Annotated in this window: 15 protein-coding genes; all 15 read right to left on the bottom strand. The window is 62.4% G+C overall.

Going from position 1 to position 15,409, the window contains the following annotated elements:
• Window positions 1-43: 43 nt before the first annotated feature.
• Window positions 44-1,483 carry an NADH-quinone oxidoreductase subunit NuoN gene (gene nuoN / locus VGP39_RS13555; RefSeq protein WP_327568615.1) on the bottom strand — a complete coding sequence of 480 codons (1,440 nt, stop codon included), beginning with the start codon at window positions 1,481-1,483 and terminating at the stop codon, window positions 44-46.
• Window positions 1,484-1,636: 153 nt separating this feature from the next.
• Complete coding sequence (locus VGP39_RS13550; protein ID WP_327568614.1) at window positions 1,637-3,145, bottom strand: NADH-quinone oxidoreductase subunit M; 1,509 nt, start codon at window positions 3,143-3,145, stop codon at window positions 1,637-1,639.
• Complete coding sequence (gene nuoL, locus VGP39_RS13545; RefSeq protein ID WP_327568613.1) at window positions 3,145-5,238, bottom strand: NADH-quinone oxidoreductase subunit L; 2,094 nt, start codon at window positions 5,236-5,238, stop codon at window positions 3,145-3,147. Before nuoL ends, VGP39_RS13550 begins: the two co-directional genes overlap by 1 nt.
• A gap of 63 nt (window positions 5,239-5,301) precedes the next feature.
• The gene (gene nuoK, locus VGP39_RS13540) at window positions 5,302-5,610 is read right to left on the bottom strand and encodes an NADH-quinone oxidoreductase subunit NuoK (RefSeq protein WP_327568612.1); all 309 of its coding nucleotides are present in this window, start codon (window positions 5,608-5,610) and stop codon (window positions 5,302-5,304) included.
• Window positions 5,607-6,245 (bottom strand): NADH-quinone oxidoreductase subunit J, encoded by a 639-nt coding sequence (locus VGP39_RS13535; protein ID WP_327568611.1) that lies wholly within the window; start codon window positions 6,243-6,245, stop codon window positions 5,607-5,609. Before VGP39_RS13535 ends, nuoK begins: the two co-directional genes overlap by 4 nt.
• Before the next feature lie 151 nt (window positions 6,246-6,396).
• Window positions 6,397-6,891: an NADH-quinone oxidoreductase subunit NuoI gene (nuoI, locus tag VGP39_RS13530; protein WP_327568610.1), complete on the bottom strand. Its 495-nt coding sequence runs from the start codon at window positions 6,889-6,891 to the stop codon at window positions 6,397-6,399.
• Window positions 6,892-6,898: 7 nt separating this feature from the next.
• Window positions 6,899-7,939 (bottom strand): NADH-quinone oxidoreductase subunit NuoH, encoded by a 1,041-nt coding sequence (gene nuoH, locus VGP39_RS13525; protein WP_327568609.1) that lies wholly within the window; start codon window positions 7,937-7,939, stop codon window positions 6,899-6,901.
• Window positions 7,940-7,949: 10 nt separating this feature from the next.
• Window positions 7,950-10,022: an NADH-quinone oxidoreductase subunit NuoG gene (gene nuoG / locus VGP39_RS13520; protein WP_327568608.1), complete on the bottom strand. Its 2,073-nt coding sequence runs from the start codon at window positions 10,020-10,022 to the stop codon at window positions 7,950-7,952.
• A 4-nt stretch (window positions 10,023-10,026) separates the two neighbouring features.
• A complete protein-coding gene (gene nuoF / locus VGP39_RS13515) occupies window positions 10,027-11,352 on the bottom strand; it encodes an NADH-quinone oxidoreductase subunit NuoF (protein WP_327568607.1) in 1,326 nt (441 codons plus the stop codon).
• Between the two features lie 17 nt (window positions 11,353-11,369).
• A complete protein-coding gene (locus tag VGP39_RS13510) occupies window positions 11,370-11,576 on the bottom strand; it encodes a hypothetical protein (protein ID WP_327568606.1) in 207 nt (68 codons plus the stop codon).
• Window positions 11,573-12,322 carry an NADH-quinone oxidoreductase subunit NuoE gene (gene nuoE / locus VGP39_RS13505; protein WP_327568605.1) on the bottom strand — a complete coding sequence of 250 codons (750 nt, stop codon included), beginning with the start codon at window positions 12,320-12,322 and terminating at the stop codon, window positions 11,573-11,575. Before nuoE ends, VGP39_RS13510 begins: the two co-directional genes overlap by 4 nt.
• 14 nt (window positions 12,323-12,336) lie before the next feature.
• Window positions 12,337-13,299, bottom strand: coding sequence for an FkbM family methyltransferase (locus VGP39_RS13500; RefSeq protein ID WP_327568616.1), 963 nt, complete (start codon window positions 13,297-13,299; stop codon window positions 12,337-12,339).
• Window positions 13,299-14,489: an NADH-quinone oxidoreductase subunit D gene (locus VGP39_RS13495; RefSeq protein WP_327568604.1), complete on the bottom strand. Its 1,191-nt coding sequence runs from the start codon at window positions 14,487-14,489 to the stop codon at window positions 13,299-13,301. The genes VGP39_RS13500 and VGP39_RS13495 overlap by 1 nt, the downstream gene beginning before the upstream one ends.
• Window positions 14,490-14,491: 2 nt before the next feature.
• A complete protein-coding gene (locus tag VGP39_RS13490; protein ID WP_327568603.1) occupies window positions 14,492-15,106 on the bottom strand; it encodes an NADH-quinone oxidoreductase subunit C in 615 nt (204 codons plus the stop codon).
• Between the two features lie 9 nt (window positions 15,107-15,115).
• Window positions 15,116-15,409, bottom strand: a 294-nt coding sequence (nuoB, locus tag VGP39_RS13485) for an NADH-quinone oxidoreductase subunit NuoB (RefSeq protein WP_327568602.1), incomplete at its 5' end; no start/stop codon positions are given.

The following is a 15,409-nucleotide window of genomic DNA, read 5'->3' as shown; positions in this document are numbered from 1 at the left end:
CTATAACCCGCCGACACCGCGCGCGAACCGAGCGAAAATGCCATCAAAACAGCGACTTCGCCGCGACCGTGGCGGCGCTGACCAGCGGCCCCGGATAGACGAAGAACAGGATGTTGAAGAGGCCCGCGACCGCCAGCACCGTGCGCAGCTCGAAGCGCATCGGATCGAGCTTTGTCAGCGGCTCGTCGAAATACATCACCTTGATGATGGTGAGATAATAATACGCGCCGACCACGCTGGCGAGAACGCCGACCACCGCAAGCGTGAACAGGCCGGCCTTGATGGCGGCCACGAACACATAGAATTTCGCGAAGAAACCCGCCAGCGGCGGAATTCCCGCCAGCGAGAACAGCAGCATGGCGAAGAAGAACGCCAGCAGCGGATTGGTGCGCGACAGGCCTGAAAAGTCGCTGATGTTCTCGACGTGCTGGCCATTGCGTTTCATGGTGAGGATGACGGCGAAGGAGCCGAGCGTCATCGCCACATAGATCGCGATATATACCAGCACGCCCTGCGCGCCCTCGGGCGTCCCGGCGGCCAGTCCCACCAGCGCAAAGCCCATATGGCCGATCGATGAATAGGCCATCAGGCGCTTGATGTTGCTCTGGCCGATCGCGGCGAACGAGCCCAGCACCATCGAGGCGATGGCGACGAACACTACGATCTGCTGCCACTGCAAGGTGATCCCGGGAAATGCCGTCAGCGCCACGCGGGTAAATACCGCGAGGGCCGCCACCTTCGGCGCCGAGGCGAAGAACGCGGTCACCGGCGTCGGCGCGCCCTCATAGACGTCCGGGGTCCACATATGGAACGGCACCGCCGAAACCTTGAAGCAGAGGCCGGCGAGCAGGAACACCAGCCCGAACACGATGCCGATGCTGCCGGTCTTCGCAGCCGCCGCAATGCCGGCGAAGCTCACCGTGCCGGTAAAGCCGTAAATCAGCGAGGCGCCGTACAGCAGCATGCCGGACGACAGCGCGCCGAGCACAAAATACTTCAGGCCGGCCTCGGTGGATTTCGCGTTGTCGCGGTTGCTGGCGGCGACCACGTAGAGCGCCAGACTCATCAGCTCCAGCCCGAGATAGAGCATGATCAGGTCGCCGGCCGAGATCAGCACCATCATGCCCAGCGTCGAGAGCAGCACCAGGATGGAATATTCAAAGAGGCGGCGCGACTGGTCGGCCAAAAACTCGGCCGACAGGACCAGCGTCGCGACCGAACCGATCAGCGCCAGGATTTTCAGGAATTTTCCGAAATCGTCGACAATGAAGCTGCCGCCGAAGGTGATCAGCTTGCCGGCAGGCAGCATGAATTCCAGCACGCCGGTCACCACCAGCAGGCCGATTGCAAGCCCGGTGACGAGGCTGGTGGTGGTCTGCGCGCCGCGATAGGCGCCGAGCATCAGCAGCACCATGCTGCCCACGGCCAGCACAAGCTCCGGCAGCACGGGCAGCAACTGGTATCCGGCGGTCTCAAAGCTCATTGGGATGAGTCCTGTTCATACGATACCTCATCCTGAGGAGCCGCGCGTAGCGCGGCGTCTCGAAGGATGGACGCCCGGCAATCGCGGCCCATGGTTCGAGACGGCCGGCTGCGCCGGCCTCCTCACCATGAGGATACGTGTGTCGCGACATCATCATTGCAGCGCCGCCGCCTTCACGGCAGAGGTCGCAGCGGCGTAATTGTTGACGAGGAGTTGCACCGATGCCGCCGACATGTCGAGCACCGGTTTTGGGTAGACGCCGAACAGGATGGTGAGCGCCACCAGCGGCACCAGCGTCAGGCTTTCGCGGAACGTCAGATCCTTGATGCTCGCCAGCGACGGTTTTGTCAGCGCGCCGAACACGACCTTCCGATAGAGCCACAAGGCGTAAGCAGCTGACAGGATCACGCCCAAGGTCGCAACCGTGGCGGTGGGAATGCTGACCTTGAAGGTGCCGATCAGGGTCATGAATTCGCCGACAAAGCCCGACGTGCCGGGCAAGCCGACATTGGCCATGGTGAACACCATGAACACCAGCGCGTACAGCGGCATGCGGTTGACCAGGCCGCCATAGGCCGTGATCTCGCGGGTATGCAGGCGGTCGTAGACGATGCCGACACAGAGAAACAGCGCGCCCGACACGATGCCGTGCGATACCATCTGGAACACGCCGCCGGCGACCCCCTGGGTGGTGCCGGCGAAAATCCCCATGGTGACGAAGCCCATATGGGCCACCGACGAGTAGGCGATCAGCTTCTTGATGTCTTCCTGCATCAAGGCCACCAGCGAAGTGTAGACGATGGCGATGGTCGAGAGCGTGAAGATCAGCGGCGCGAAATCATGGCTGGCAAGAGGGAACATCGGCAGCGAGAATCGCAGGAAGCCGTAGCCGCCCATCTTCAGCAGGATGGCGGCCAGGATCACCGATCCCGCGGTCGGCGCCTCGACATGCGCGTCGGGCAGCCAGGTGTGCACCGGCCACATCGGCATCTTCACCGCGAACGACGCAAAGAACGCCAGCCAAGCCCAGGTCTGCAACGAGCGCGGCACGGCAGTATGCATCAGCGTCGGAATGTCCGTGGTGCCGGCGTTCCAGTACAGCGCCATGATCGCCAGCAGCATCAGTACCGAGCCGAGCAGCGTGTAAAGGAAAAATTTGAAGCTGGCATAGACCCGGCGCGGTCCGCCCCAGACGCCGATGATCAGGAACATCGGGATCAGGCCGCCCTCGAAGAACAGATAGAACAGCACGAGATCGAGCGCGGAGAAGGTGCCGACCATCAGCGTTTCCAGAATAAGGAACGCCATCATGTATTCGCGCACCCGCACCTGGATCGATTTCCAGCTGGCGACGATGCAGAGCGGCATCAGCGCGGTGGTCAGGATCACGAACGGCAGCGAGATGCCATCGACGCCCATGTGATAGGTGATGGCGTTGGCGAGCCAGGGCGCCTTCTCGACGAACTGGAAATCCGGCTGCGCCGGATCGAAACGCATCACCAGAATCAGCGACACCGCGAAGGCGATGAGCGTGGTCCAGAGCGCGATCCAGCGCGCGTTGCGGTTTGCCGCCTCGTCATTGCCGCGCGCCAGCAGGTAGACCAGCAGCGCGCCGACGGTCGGCAGGAAGGTGACGACGGAGAGAATCGGCCAGGTCGTCATCACTGGCCTCCCAACCCGAACATGAACCAGGTGATCAGACCGGCGACGCCGATCAGCATCGCAAAGGCGTAATGATAGAGGTATCCGGTCTGCAATTTTACGACGTTGCGGGTGACGTCGAGCACCCCCGCCGAGACGCCGTCGGGCCCAAAACCGTCGATGACGAAGCCGTCACCCTTCTTCCATAAAAAGCGCCCGAGCCATTTCGCAGGACGCACGAAGATCAAGTCGTACAGCTCGTCAAAGTACCACTTGTTGAGCAGGAACCGATAGAGCATCTGGTGCTGGTTGGCGAGTTCGACCGGCAGATAGGGCCGGCGGATGTAGAACAGGTAGGACACCATAAATCCCAGCGCCATCATCAGCGTCGGCAGGAAGGCGATGCTTTGGGGGATGTGGTGCATCTCATCGATGATGCCGGGATGCATCTTCACCGACTCGCGGAAGAATTCCTCCACGCCGTGACCGGCGAACAATTCCTTGAACGGAAAGCCGGCAAGGATCGATCCGGCCGCGAGAATACCGATCGGGATCAGCATCCATATCGGGGCTTCATGCGCGGCGTCGTAATGCTCCTGATCGTGCGGCTCGCCGTGGAAGGTCTTGAAGATCAGCCGCCATGAATAGAACGAGGTCAGGCCGGCGGCGATCACCGTCATCAGGAAGCCGTAGAACGCGAACGGATTGTGCGAGACAAAAGCGGATTCGATGATCGCATCCTTGGAGAAATAGCCGGCGGTGAGCGGGAAGCCGGTCAACGCCAGCGTGCCGATCACCATCACCACATAGGTGTAGGGGATCTTGTCCTTCAGCCCGCCCATGTTGCGGATGTCCTGCTCGTGATGCATCGCGTAGATCACCGAGCCTGAGCCCAGGAACAGCAGCGCCTTGAAGAAGGCGTGGGTGAACAGATGGAACATGCCGACCGAATAGGCCCCTGCCCCCATCGCCACGAACATGTAGCCGAGCTGCGAACACGTCGAATACGCGACGATGCGCTTGATGTCGTTTTGCACCAGGCCGATGGTGGCGGCGAAGAACGCCGTGGTGGCGCCGAAGAACATCACCACGGCCTGCGCATTCGGCGCCAGCTCGAACAACGGCGACAGCCGCGCCACCATGAACACCCCGGCGGTCACCATGGTCGCGGCGTGAATCAGCGCCGACACCGGGGTCGGGCCTTCCATCGCGTCCGGCAGCCAGGTGTGCAGCAGGAACTGGGCGGACTTGCCCATCGCGCCCATGAACAGCAACAGGCAGGTCAGCGTCAGGGCGTCGGCGTGCCAGCCGAAAAAATCGATGGTCTTGCCGGTGAGCGCCGGCGCGCCGGCGAAGATGGTCTCGAAGTCGGTCGAGCCGATCAGCATGAAGATCGCGAAAATGCCGAGCGCAAACCCGAAATCGCCGACCCGATTGACTATGAAGGCCTTGATCGCCGCGGCATTGGCCGACGGCTTGTGATACCAGAACCCGATCAGCAGATAGCTCGCCAGCCCAACGCCTTCCCAGCCGAAGAACATCTGCACCAGATTGTCCGCGGTCACCAGCATCAGCATCGCAAAGGTGAACAGCGACAGGTAGGCGAAGAACCGCGGCCGGTACGGATCCTCGTCCATGTAGCCGATCGAATAGAGATGCACGAGCGATGAGATAGTGTTGACCACCACCAGCATCACGGCGGTCAGCGTATCGATCCGCAGCGCCCAAGCGACCTGCAGGTCGCCCGAGTTGATCCATGGGAACAGCGCAATGCGCGCGTCGTGATGCATGAAACCGACATCGACCAATGCCATCCACGACAGCCCCGCCGAGACGAACAACAGTCCAGTGGTGATAAGCTCGGCCGCGCGTGATCCGGCTGCCGGTGGCTCGACGGGGCGATGGTCATCGTGGCCGTCATATGCACCGGGCTCATGACTCGACGCATGAATGACGCCGGCATCCTCGGTAACCGAGGGAGCGCCATGGCCATGCGCATCACCATGATGCTCGACCATGTCGCCGCTCGGACTGCGCGCATGCGCGCCAAAAATAGAGATCAGGCCCGCGAGAATCGCGCCTATCAGCGGCAGAAAGACAATTGCCTGATACATCCAAAGTCCTTTTAGCGCATGATCCTATCGGAAAACCGGGTTGCACTTTTCCGGATCATGCATCTAGCCCTTCATCAGATTGACGTCTTCAACCGCGATCGAACCGCGGTTGCGGTAGTACACCACCAGCACCGCCAGACCGATCGCTGCTTCCGCGGCGGCCACCGTCAGCACCAGCAGCGCGAACACCTGGCCGACGATGTCGCCGAGGAACGACGAGAACGCCACCAGGTTAATGTTGACCGCGAGCAGGATCAGCTCGATCGACATCAGGATGACGATGATGTTCTTGCGGTTGAGGAAGATGCCGAGGATCCCGAGCGTGAACAGGATCGCGCCGACCGCGAGGTAATGTCCGAGCCCGATGGTCATTGCACCCACTCCGGCGCATCGGCGTCCTGCAGGCCCTGCCCCGAGGCTACCTTGCGCACGCTCATGGCCAGTTCCGGCGTCCGCGCGTTCTGCACATTGATGTCCTGCCGCTTGACGCTGGCCTTGTGGCGCAGCGTCAGCACGATGGCGCCGATCATCGCCACCAGCAGCACCATGCCTGCAAGCTGGAAGTAATGGATGTATTTGGTGTACAGCACGAGCCCGAGGGCCGCGGTGTTGCTGATCTCGCCGGGGATCGGCGAGGTGATGGCTTTGGTAATGCTGGGATTGATGATCCAGCCACCGGCGACCAGCAGCAATTCTGCGAGAAACACCGCGCCGATCAGCAGCCCGACCGGAAGATACTCAAGGAAACCTTCGCGCAATTCCGTAAAATCGACGTCCAGCATCATGATTACGAACAGGAACAGCACCGCGACCGCGCCGACGTAAACCACGACCAGGATCATCGCCAAAAATTCCGCGCCCAGCAGCATGAACAGCCCCGACGCATTGACGAAGGCGAGGATCAGGTAGAGCACCGAGTGCACGGGATTGCGCGACACAATCACCATCACCGCGGACGCCACGCAGACGCCGGCGAACAGATAGAAGAACAGCGCGGGAAGGATCATGCGACCGTCCTCTCCGCACACTCCACCCTCATCCTGAGGAGCCGCGCTCTCGGGCGGCGTCTCGAAGGATGGATGTGGCGCACCCTTCGAGACGCGCCCTCCGGGCGCTCCTCAGGGTGAGATCCGTTGTGCTTATTCTTTCCCATATCCATCATCGGTATTGCGCGTCGAGTTCGATCGATTTCGCAATCTCGCGCTCCCAGCGGTCGCCATTGGCTAGCAGTTTCGCCTTGTCATAATAGAGTTCCTCGCGGGTCTCGGTCGCGAATTCGAAATTCGGTCCCTCGACGATGGCGTCGACCGGACAGGCCTCCTGGCACAACCCGCAATAGATGCACTTCACCATGTCGATGTCGTAGCGCACGGTGCGGCGGGTGCCGTCGTTGCGGCGCGGGCCCGCTTCGATGGTGATCGCCTGCGCCGGACAGATCGCCTCGCACAGCTTGCAGGCGATGCAGCGTTCCTCGCCGTTGGGATAGCGGCGCAGCGCGTGTTCGCCGCGGAAGCGCGGCGAGATCGGCCCCTTCTCGAACGGATAGTTCAGCGTCGGTTTCGGCTTGAAGAAATAGCGCATGGCGAGGAAGAACGCCGAGACGAATTCCGACAGCAGCAGCGCACGGGCCGCTGCGTTGACATTGACACTCATGACGACCTCATTTCGGCGCGAGCCCCGCAAACTGCAGCACGGTGGCGACGACAACCACCGCCGCCAGCGACAGCGGCAGAAAAACCTTCCAGCCCAGCCGCATGAGCTGGTCGTAGCGGTAGCGCGGCACGATCGCCTTCGCCATCGCAAACAGGAAGAACATGAAAAATACCTTGAGCACGAACCAGATGATCCCGGGCACCCAGGTGAACGGCGCGTAGGGAATCGGCGGCAACCAGCCGCCGAGGAACATGATCGTGGCCAGCGCGCACATGGTGGTGATGGCGACGTATTCGCCGAGCATGAACAGCAGATACGGCGTCGAGCCGTATTCGACCATGAAGCCCGCGACCAGTTCGGATTCGGCTTCAACGAGATCGAACGGCGGGCGGTTGGTTTCGGCCAGCGCCGAGACGTAGAAGATCACGAACATCGGAAACAGCGGCAGCCAGTACCAGCCCAGCAATCCCCATCTGGTGTTCTGCGCTTCGACCACGGCCGTAAGATTCAGCGATCCGGCGCACAACAAGACGGTGATGATGACAAAGCCGATCGAGACTTCGTAACTCACCATCTGCGCCGCAGAGCGCAGCGCGGCCAGGAACGGGTATTTCGAATTCGACGACCAGCCGGCCATGATGATGCCGTAGATCGACAGCGACGAGATCGCAAAGATGTAGAGTATGCCGACATTGATGTCTGCTATCACCCAGCCGAGATCCATCGGGATCACGGCCCAAGCGGCGAGCGCCAGCACGCAACTGACCAGCGGCGCCAGCAGGAACACGCCCTTGTTGGCGCCGGAGGGAATGATCGGTTCCTTCAGCACGAATTTCAACAGGTCGGCAAAGGATTGCAGCAGGCCCCATGGACCGACGACGTTGGGGCCGCGGCGGATCTGCACCGCCGCCCAGATCTTGCGGTCGGCCAGCAGGATGTAGGCGATCGCGATCAGCAGCACGACCAGCAGCAGCAGGCTCTGCGCGACCATGACGATCAGCGGCCAGAGAAAGCCGGTCCAGAACGTGCTTGCCAAGAATTCGGTCATCAGTTCACGCTCACTCCGCCGCCGTCAGCATTTGGCCCGATGCAAGCCGGGAACATTCCGCCATCACCGCTGACGCGCGCGCGATCGGATTGGTCAGGTAAAAATCCTCGACCGGCGATTTGAACGGCGTCTTGTCGATGCTGCCGCCCCTCCCCGCAAGCGTCTTGATCGCATCGGCGTGGCCGGCCTCGATCTGGTCGATACGCATCAAATGCGGCACCGCCTTGAAGATCGCCTGCCGCAACGCGCTCAAGGAATCATAGGGAAGCTTCTTGCCGAGCACATCCGACAGCGCGCGGATGATCGCCCAGTCCTCGCGCGCGTCGCCGGGCGGGAACGCGGCGCGGTTGGCCATCTGCACCCGGCCCTCGGTGTTGACATAGATGCCGGACTTTTCGGTGTAGGCCGCACCTGGCAGGATCACGTCGGCGCGGTGCGCGCCGTGGTCGCCGTGGGTGCCGATGTAGACCACGAAGGCGCCGTCGGGCATCTTGATTTCATCGGCGCCAAGCGAGAACAGCACGTCGAGCGTTTCGGCAGTCGTCATCTGCGCGGCGCTCAAGCCGCCCTCGCCCGGCGCGAAGCCGATATCGAGTGCGCCGACGGTCGAAGCAGCATTGTGCAGCACGCCAAATCCGTTCCAGCCGTCCTTGATGCCGAGCTGAAGCGCGAGCTTCGCCACCAGCGCCAGCACCGCGGCGCCGTCATGCCGGGCCGCAGCCCCTGCCGCGACCAGCACGATCGGGTGCTTCGCGCCCTTCAACACCTCCGCAAAGGAATGCTTGCCCGCCGCAAGATCGCTTAAGGAGTCGGCGCCGGCGCCGAGATAGTCGTACGTATAGGTCAAATCGGCCTTGTCGCCGATCACGCCGATCTTGAGTTGCCCCGTGCGCCAGCGCTTGCGGATCCGCGCATTGAGGACGGCGGCTTCCCGGCGCGGGTTCGATCCCACGATCAGCAGCGCGTCGGCCTGTTCGATGCCGACAATGGTTGGATTGAAGATATAGGAAGCGCGGCCCGCCCTGGGACCGAACGCGTCCCCGCCCTGGACAGCCAGATTGACCGAACCGAATTTCGCCAGCAGGTCCTTCAGCGCGAACATCTCCTCCACCGCGGCGAGATCGCCGGCGATGGCGCCAATCCGCTTCCCGTCGATCCGGCCAACCTTCGCAGCAATCGCAGCAAATGCTTCCGCCCATGATGCCGCGCGCAACTGACCATTCTGCCGGATGTAGGGCCGGTCAAGCCTTTGCGTGCGCAGGCCGTCCACGACATGCCGCGTCTTGTCCGAAATCCATTCCTCGTTCACGGCTTCGTTGACGCGCGGCAGAATGCGCATCACTTCGCGGCCGCGGGTGTCGATGCGGATCGCCGAGCCCACGGCATCCATCACGTCGATCGACTGGGTCTTGCCGAGCTCCCACGGCCGCGCGGCGAAAGCGTATGGCTTCGAGGTCAGCGCACCGACCGGGCAGATATCGACCAGATTGCCCTGCAGCTCCGAGGTCAGCGCGCTTTCCAGATAGGTGGTGATTTCCATATCCTCGCCGCGGCCCGTCGCGCCCATCTCCGGCACGCCGCAGACCTCGGACGCAAAGCGGACGCAACGCGTGCACTGGATGCAGCGGTTCATCGAGGTTTTCACCAGCACGCCGAGATATTTGTCCTCGACGGCGCGCTTGTTCTCGGCAAAACGGCTGGAATCGACGCCGTAACCCATCGCCTGGTCCTGCAGGTCGCATTCGCCACCCTGGTCGCAGATCGGACAATCCAGCGGATGGTTGATCAGCAGAAACTCCATCACGCCTTCGCGCGCCTTCTTCACCATCGGCGAGCGGGTCGAGATTTCCGGCGGCTCGCCCTTGGGGCCGGGACGGCAATCGCGCACGCCCCAGGCGCAGCTCGCGACCGGTTTTGGGCCTCCCTTGATCTCGACCAGGCACATCCGGCAATTGCCGGCGATCGACAGCCGCTCGTGGTAGCAGAACCGCGGAATTTCCGCACCGGCAGCCTCGCAGGCCTGCAGCAGCGTGAATTCGGCGGGCACCTCGATCTCTTTGCCGTCGATGATGAGTTTTGTCATGGCCCTACTCCGCCGCGACCATGTGCGCGGGATCGAGAATGCCGGCGTCGTCGACATCCGCCTTATGGGAATACTGGTCGATGCGTTGCTCGATCTCGTGACGGAAATGCGCGATCAGGCCCTGGATCGGCCAGGCCGCGGCGTCGCCGAGCGCGCAGATGGTGTGGCCCTCGACCTGTTTGGTCACCTCCAGCAGCATGTCGATCTCGCGCTTGTGGGCGCGGCCCTCGGCCATCCGGGTCAGCACCCGCCACATCCAGCCCGTGCCCTCGCGGCACGGCGTGCACTGGCCGCAGCTCTCGTGCTTGTAGAAATAGGCGATGCGCGCGATCGCGCGGATCAGGTCGGTGGATTTGTCCATCACGATAACAGCGGCGGTGCCGAGGCCGGAGCGCAGTTTTCCCAGGCTGTCGAAATCCATCGGCGTATCGATGATCTGCTCGGCCGGCACCATGCGCACCGAGGAGCCGCCGGGGATCACCGCCTTGAGATTGTCCCAGCCGCCGCGGATGCCGCCGCAATGGCGCTCGATCAGTTCGCGGAACGGAATGCCCATCGCCTCTTCGACATTGCAGGGCCGCTCGACATGGCCGGAGATGCAGAACAGTTTTGTACCGACATTGTTGGGCCGGCCGATCGCGGCGAACCACGCCGCGCCGCGCCGCAAAATATCCGGCGCCACCGCAATGGATTCGACATTGTTGACCGTGGTCGGGCAGCCATAGAGACCGACATTGGCGGGGAACGGCGGCTTCAACCGCGGCATGCCCTTCTTGCCTTCGAGGCTTTCCAACAGCGCCGTCTCTTCGCCGCAGATGTAGGCGCCGGCGCCATGCGTGACGTAAATGTCGAACGGCCAGCCGTTGATATTGTCCTTGCCGACCAATCGAGCTTCATAGGCCTGATCGACCGCGGCCTGCAGATGCTCGCGCTCCCTGATGAATTCGCCGCGCACATAGATATAGCAGGCATGCGCGCCCATCGCGAAGCTCGCCAGCAGGCAGCCCTCGACCAGAAGATGCGGATCGTGCCGCATGATCTCGCGGTCCTTGCAGGTGCCGGGCTCGGATTCGTCGGCATTGACCACCAGATAGCTCGGCCGGCCATCGGTGGATTCCTTCGGCATGAACGACCATTTCAGCCCGGTCGGAAAACCCGCCCCGCCGCGCCCGCGCAGGCCCGAGGCCTTCATCTCGTTGATGATCCAGTCGCGGCCCTTGTCGATGATCGCCTTGGTGCCGTCCCAGGCGCCGCGGCGGCGCGCGCCTTCCAGGCCCCAGTCCTCGAGGCCGTAGAGATTGCGGAAGATGCGGTCCTTGTCGTCGAGCATGACGTGAAGCTTTCCGATCAGCGATGGGTTTGCATGTAAGCGAGCCCGGCAGCGCAGCCGCCAAAGGTCAGCGCCCACAACAACGCCGATTCAAGCGATGCGCTGAGCGCAAAGCGCTGCAGCAGGAAGATGAACAACGCGGCCGCGGCTGCATGCAGCAGGATATAACGCCAGTTCTTCGGCATCGCTGCAACGCTCCTTGTGATGTTTCCGTCACGCTTCATGGCGGGTCCTTGCGGGTCGCGTCATCGGCCGGCGGCTTCGGCGACGGCCGTTCATCGAAGTTAGCGGCCTCACCGGGCTTCTTGGACTCGGCATCCGCAAGCACCGGCTGCTTCGGCGCAGCCGAGATGTTGGTACCGCCGCCGTTCTTCAGCGTGGTCAGCCCGCCGATCGGCGCGGAAAATTGCCGGCCGTTCTGCGGCCCCGGCTTCGGCGGACTGCCCGACGCAAAGCCGTCCAGCAGCTTGCCGAAACTTTCCTTGCTCAGGTCCTCGTAGGTATCGCTCCAGATCAGCACCATCGGCGCGTTGACGCAGGCGCCGAGGCATTCGACTTCTTCCCAGCTGAAATCGCCGTCCTTCGACAGATGAAATGGATCGTGATGGATGCGGTGCCGGCACACCTCGATCAGGTCTTCGGCGCCGCGCAGCCTGCAGGGTGTCGTGCCGCAGACCTGGATGTGGGCTTTCTTGCCGACCGGCTGCAGCTGGAACATGGTGTAGAACGTGGCGATTTCCAGCGCGCGGATGTAGGGTATCTCGAGCAGATCGGCGACGGCGCGGATCGCCGCTTCCGAAACCCAGCCGTCGTGCTGCTCCTGTACGCGCCATAAAATCGGAATCACCGCCGAGGCCTGCCGTCCCGGTGGAAATTTCTCGATCTGCGCCTTCGCCCAAGCGAGATTTTCCGCGGAAAACGTGAAGTTCGCGGGCTGCAATTGCTTCGGTGCCAGGCGGCGGACGGACATTCGTTTCGGTCTCTTTAATGAGCGCGGCGCGCGGCGTTCGCATTCAGGCTGTGAACACGGTTTTCCCAGAACGCGCTGGCGGTGCCGAGCACGTTGTACCCGACATGGGTCGACACCTTGATGCGGTCGAGAATCGACAGTTCGGTCACGGTTTCAAAACGGTGGCTGCGCGGATCGTAGACGATCAGCTTCAGCGGCGTCTGTTCGAGGATGTAGCGCGACACCGAATGGTTGCGGTCGTTGCCATGCTCCTCGCACAAAATAACGGAATCGCTCTGCAGCAGCCGCGTCCCGCCCTTGATAGCCTCGATTTCCACGCCCTCGACGTCGAGCTTGATCAGGTATTTTCCGTCTCGAGAAATCTTGCCGTCATCGAGCAGATTGTCGAGCGCGATCACCGGCACGTCCTCGCCGCCGGTGCCGGCGTCGCCGGCAATACTGAACGCTTCATGCTTGGAGCCGGAGAGCCGTGCTGTGCCGCGCGCGGCCCCAATGGCGCATTTCATGACCTCGAAGCGGCCGCCATTGATGCTGGCGTTGTTGGCAAGCTTGGCAAAATTCTGCGACGACGGTTCGATCGCGATCGCCTTTTTCGAGCCATAGAGCGCGCTGGAGACCAGCACCGACCAGTAGCCGTAATTGGCGCCGCAATCGAGCAGCGTGTAATCGACATCGGCGGAATCCCGGAACAGCAATTCCAGCTCGTCCTCATAACTGAACGACCGATTGAGCAGCTTGCTCCAGTAGCCGTCACCATAGGGAAACTCGAACACCGCATCGCGATTGAGTTTGATCGCAATGTCGCGCTCGGGCAGCGTCCTGCGCAACAAATTGGCGCAGCCATTGTAGCCGCGATGCGAGAAGTGCGACGAAATCTTCGAACCGGCCGCCAGCGCCAGCGCGGCCAGGCGCTCCCAGGGATTGACCCCCTCGAGAACGCCGGAGGCGCGGTCAAACTGGATGGGCGGCGGCGCGATCACCGGTCGACCTCTCCGAACACGATGTCGAGCGAGCCGAGGATCGCCGAGACGTCGGCCAGCAGATGACCCTTGCAGATGAAATCCATCGCCTGCAGATGCGCGAACCCCGGCGCGCGGATCTTGCACTTGTAAGGCTTGTTGCTGCCGTCGGCGACGAGGTAGACCCCGAACTCGCCCTTGGGCGCCTCCACCGCGGCGTAGACTTCGCCGGCCGGCACGTGGAAACCTTCGGTGTAGAGCTTGAAGTGGTGGATCAGCGCTTCCATCGAGCGCTTCATCTCGGCGCGGCGCGGCGGAAATATCTTGTTGTCCTCGACCGCGACCGGCCCCTGCCCGTCCGGAGCGCGCAGCTTTTCGATGCACTGCTTCATGATGCGCACGGACTGGCGCATCTCTTCCATGCGGATGCAGTAACGGTCGTAGCAATCGCCGTTCTTGCCGATCGGGATGTCGAAATCCATCTCGGCGTAGCATTCGTAAGGCTGCGCCTTGCGCAGGTCCCATGCGGCGCCGGAGCCGCGCACCATCACGCCGGAGAATCCCCACTCCCACGCCTGCTTGAGCGTCACCACGCCGATATCGACATTGCGCTGCTTGAAGATGCGGTTGCCGGTTAGCAGGGTTTCAAGATCGGCCACGACCTGCAGGAACGGATCGCACCAGGCGTCGATGTCGTCGATCAGCTTTGGCGGCAAATCCTGATGCACGCCGCCGATGCGGAAATACGCCGCGTGCATGCGCGAGCCGGACGCCCGCTCATAAAACACCATCAGCTTTTCGCGTTCCTCGAAACCCCATAGCGGCGGCGTCAGCGCGCCGACATCCATCGCCTGCGTGGTGACGTTGAGCAGATGCGACAGGATGCGGCCGATCTCGCAATACAGCACGCGGATCAATTGCCCGCGGCGCGGCACCTCGATGCCCAGCAGCTTTTCCGCGGCGAGGCAAAACGCGTGCTCCTGATTCATCGGCGCGACATAGTCGAGCCGGTCGAAGTAAGGGATCGCCTGCAGGTAGGTCTTGTGCTCGATCAGCTTTTCGGTGCCGCGATGCAGGAGCCCGATGTGAGGATCGACCCGCGCAACGACTTCTCCGTCAAGCTCCAGCACTAGCCGCAGCACCCCGTGCGCGGCGGGGTGTTGTGGCCCGAAGTTGATCGTAAAATTGCGCAAATTGTGCTCGGTCATCGTCAGACTTTCGGCCCCGCCTTCTCATCGCCAGGCAGGATCGGATAATCCGCGCCTTCCCACGGCGAGAGAAAATCGAAGTTGCGGAATTCCTGGTTGAGCCGGACCGGCTCGTAGACCACCCGCTTCTCCTGGTCGTCGTAGCGCACCTCGACAAAGCCGGTCAGCGGAAAATCCTTGCGCAGCGGATGGCCGTCAAAACCGTAGTCGGTGAGCAGCCGCCGCATGTCGGGATGGCCGGTGAAGATCACGCCATAGAGATCGTAGCACTCGCGCTCGAACCAGTCGGCGCCGGGAAACACCTCGATGATCGACGGCACCTGCGTGGTTTCGGACGCCTCCGCGCGCAGCCGGATGCGTTCGTTCAGGGTCGGCGATAGCAAATGATAGACCACGTCAAAACGCTTTTCCCGGTCGGGATAATCCACCGCGGTGACGTCGATGAAGCTGTTGAAGCGCAAGGCCGGATCGTCGCGCAGGAATTTTACGACATCGACGATCTTTTCAGCGCGAACAGCGACCGTGAGTTGCCCGAACGCGACGACGTGCTCCAGCGCCGCGCCGTCAAGCGCGCTGACAACCGTCTGACCTAAGGCGTCGAGCCTGCTGTCGTCCATCCCAAAACCTCAGCGCTCGATCGTGCCGGTGCGGCGGATCTTCTTCTGCAGCAGCATCACGCCATACAGCAATGCTTCCGCGGTCGGCGGGCAGCCCGGCACATAGATGTCGATTGGCACGATGCGGTCGCAGCCGCGCACCACCGAATAGGAGTAGTGGTAGTAGCCGCCGCCATTGGCGCAGGAGCCCATCGAGATGACGTAGCGCGGCTCCGGCATCTGGTCGTAGACCTTGCGCAGCGCCGGCGCCATCTTGTTGGTCAGGGTGCCCGCGACGATCATCACGTCGGACTGCCGCGGCGA

The organism is Bradyrhizobium sp. (genome assembly GCF_036009065.1).
Classification (GTDB): Bacteria; Pseudomonadota; Alphaproteobacteria; order Rhizobiales; family Xanthobacteraceae; genus Bradyrhizobium.
The sequence above is the reverse complement of the archived record's forward strand: the minus strand, read 5'-3'. Positions and strand labels throughout refer to the sequence as shown.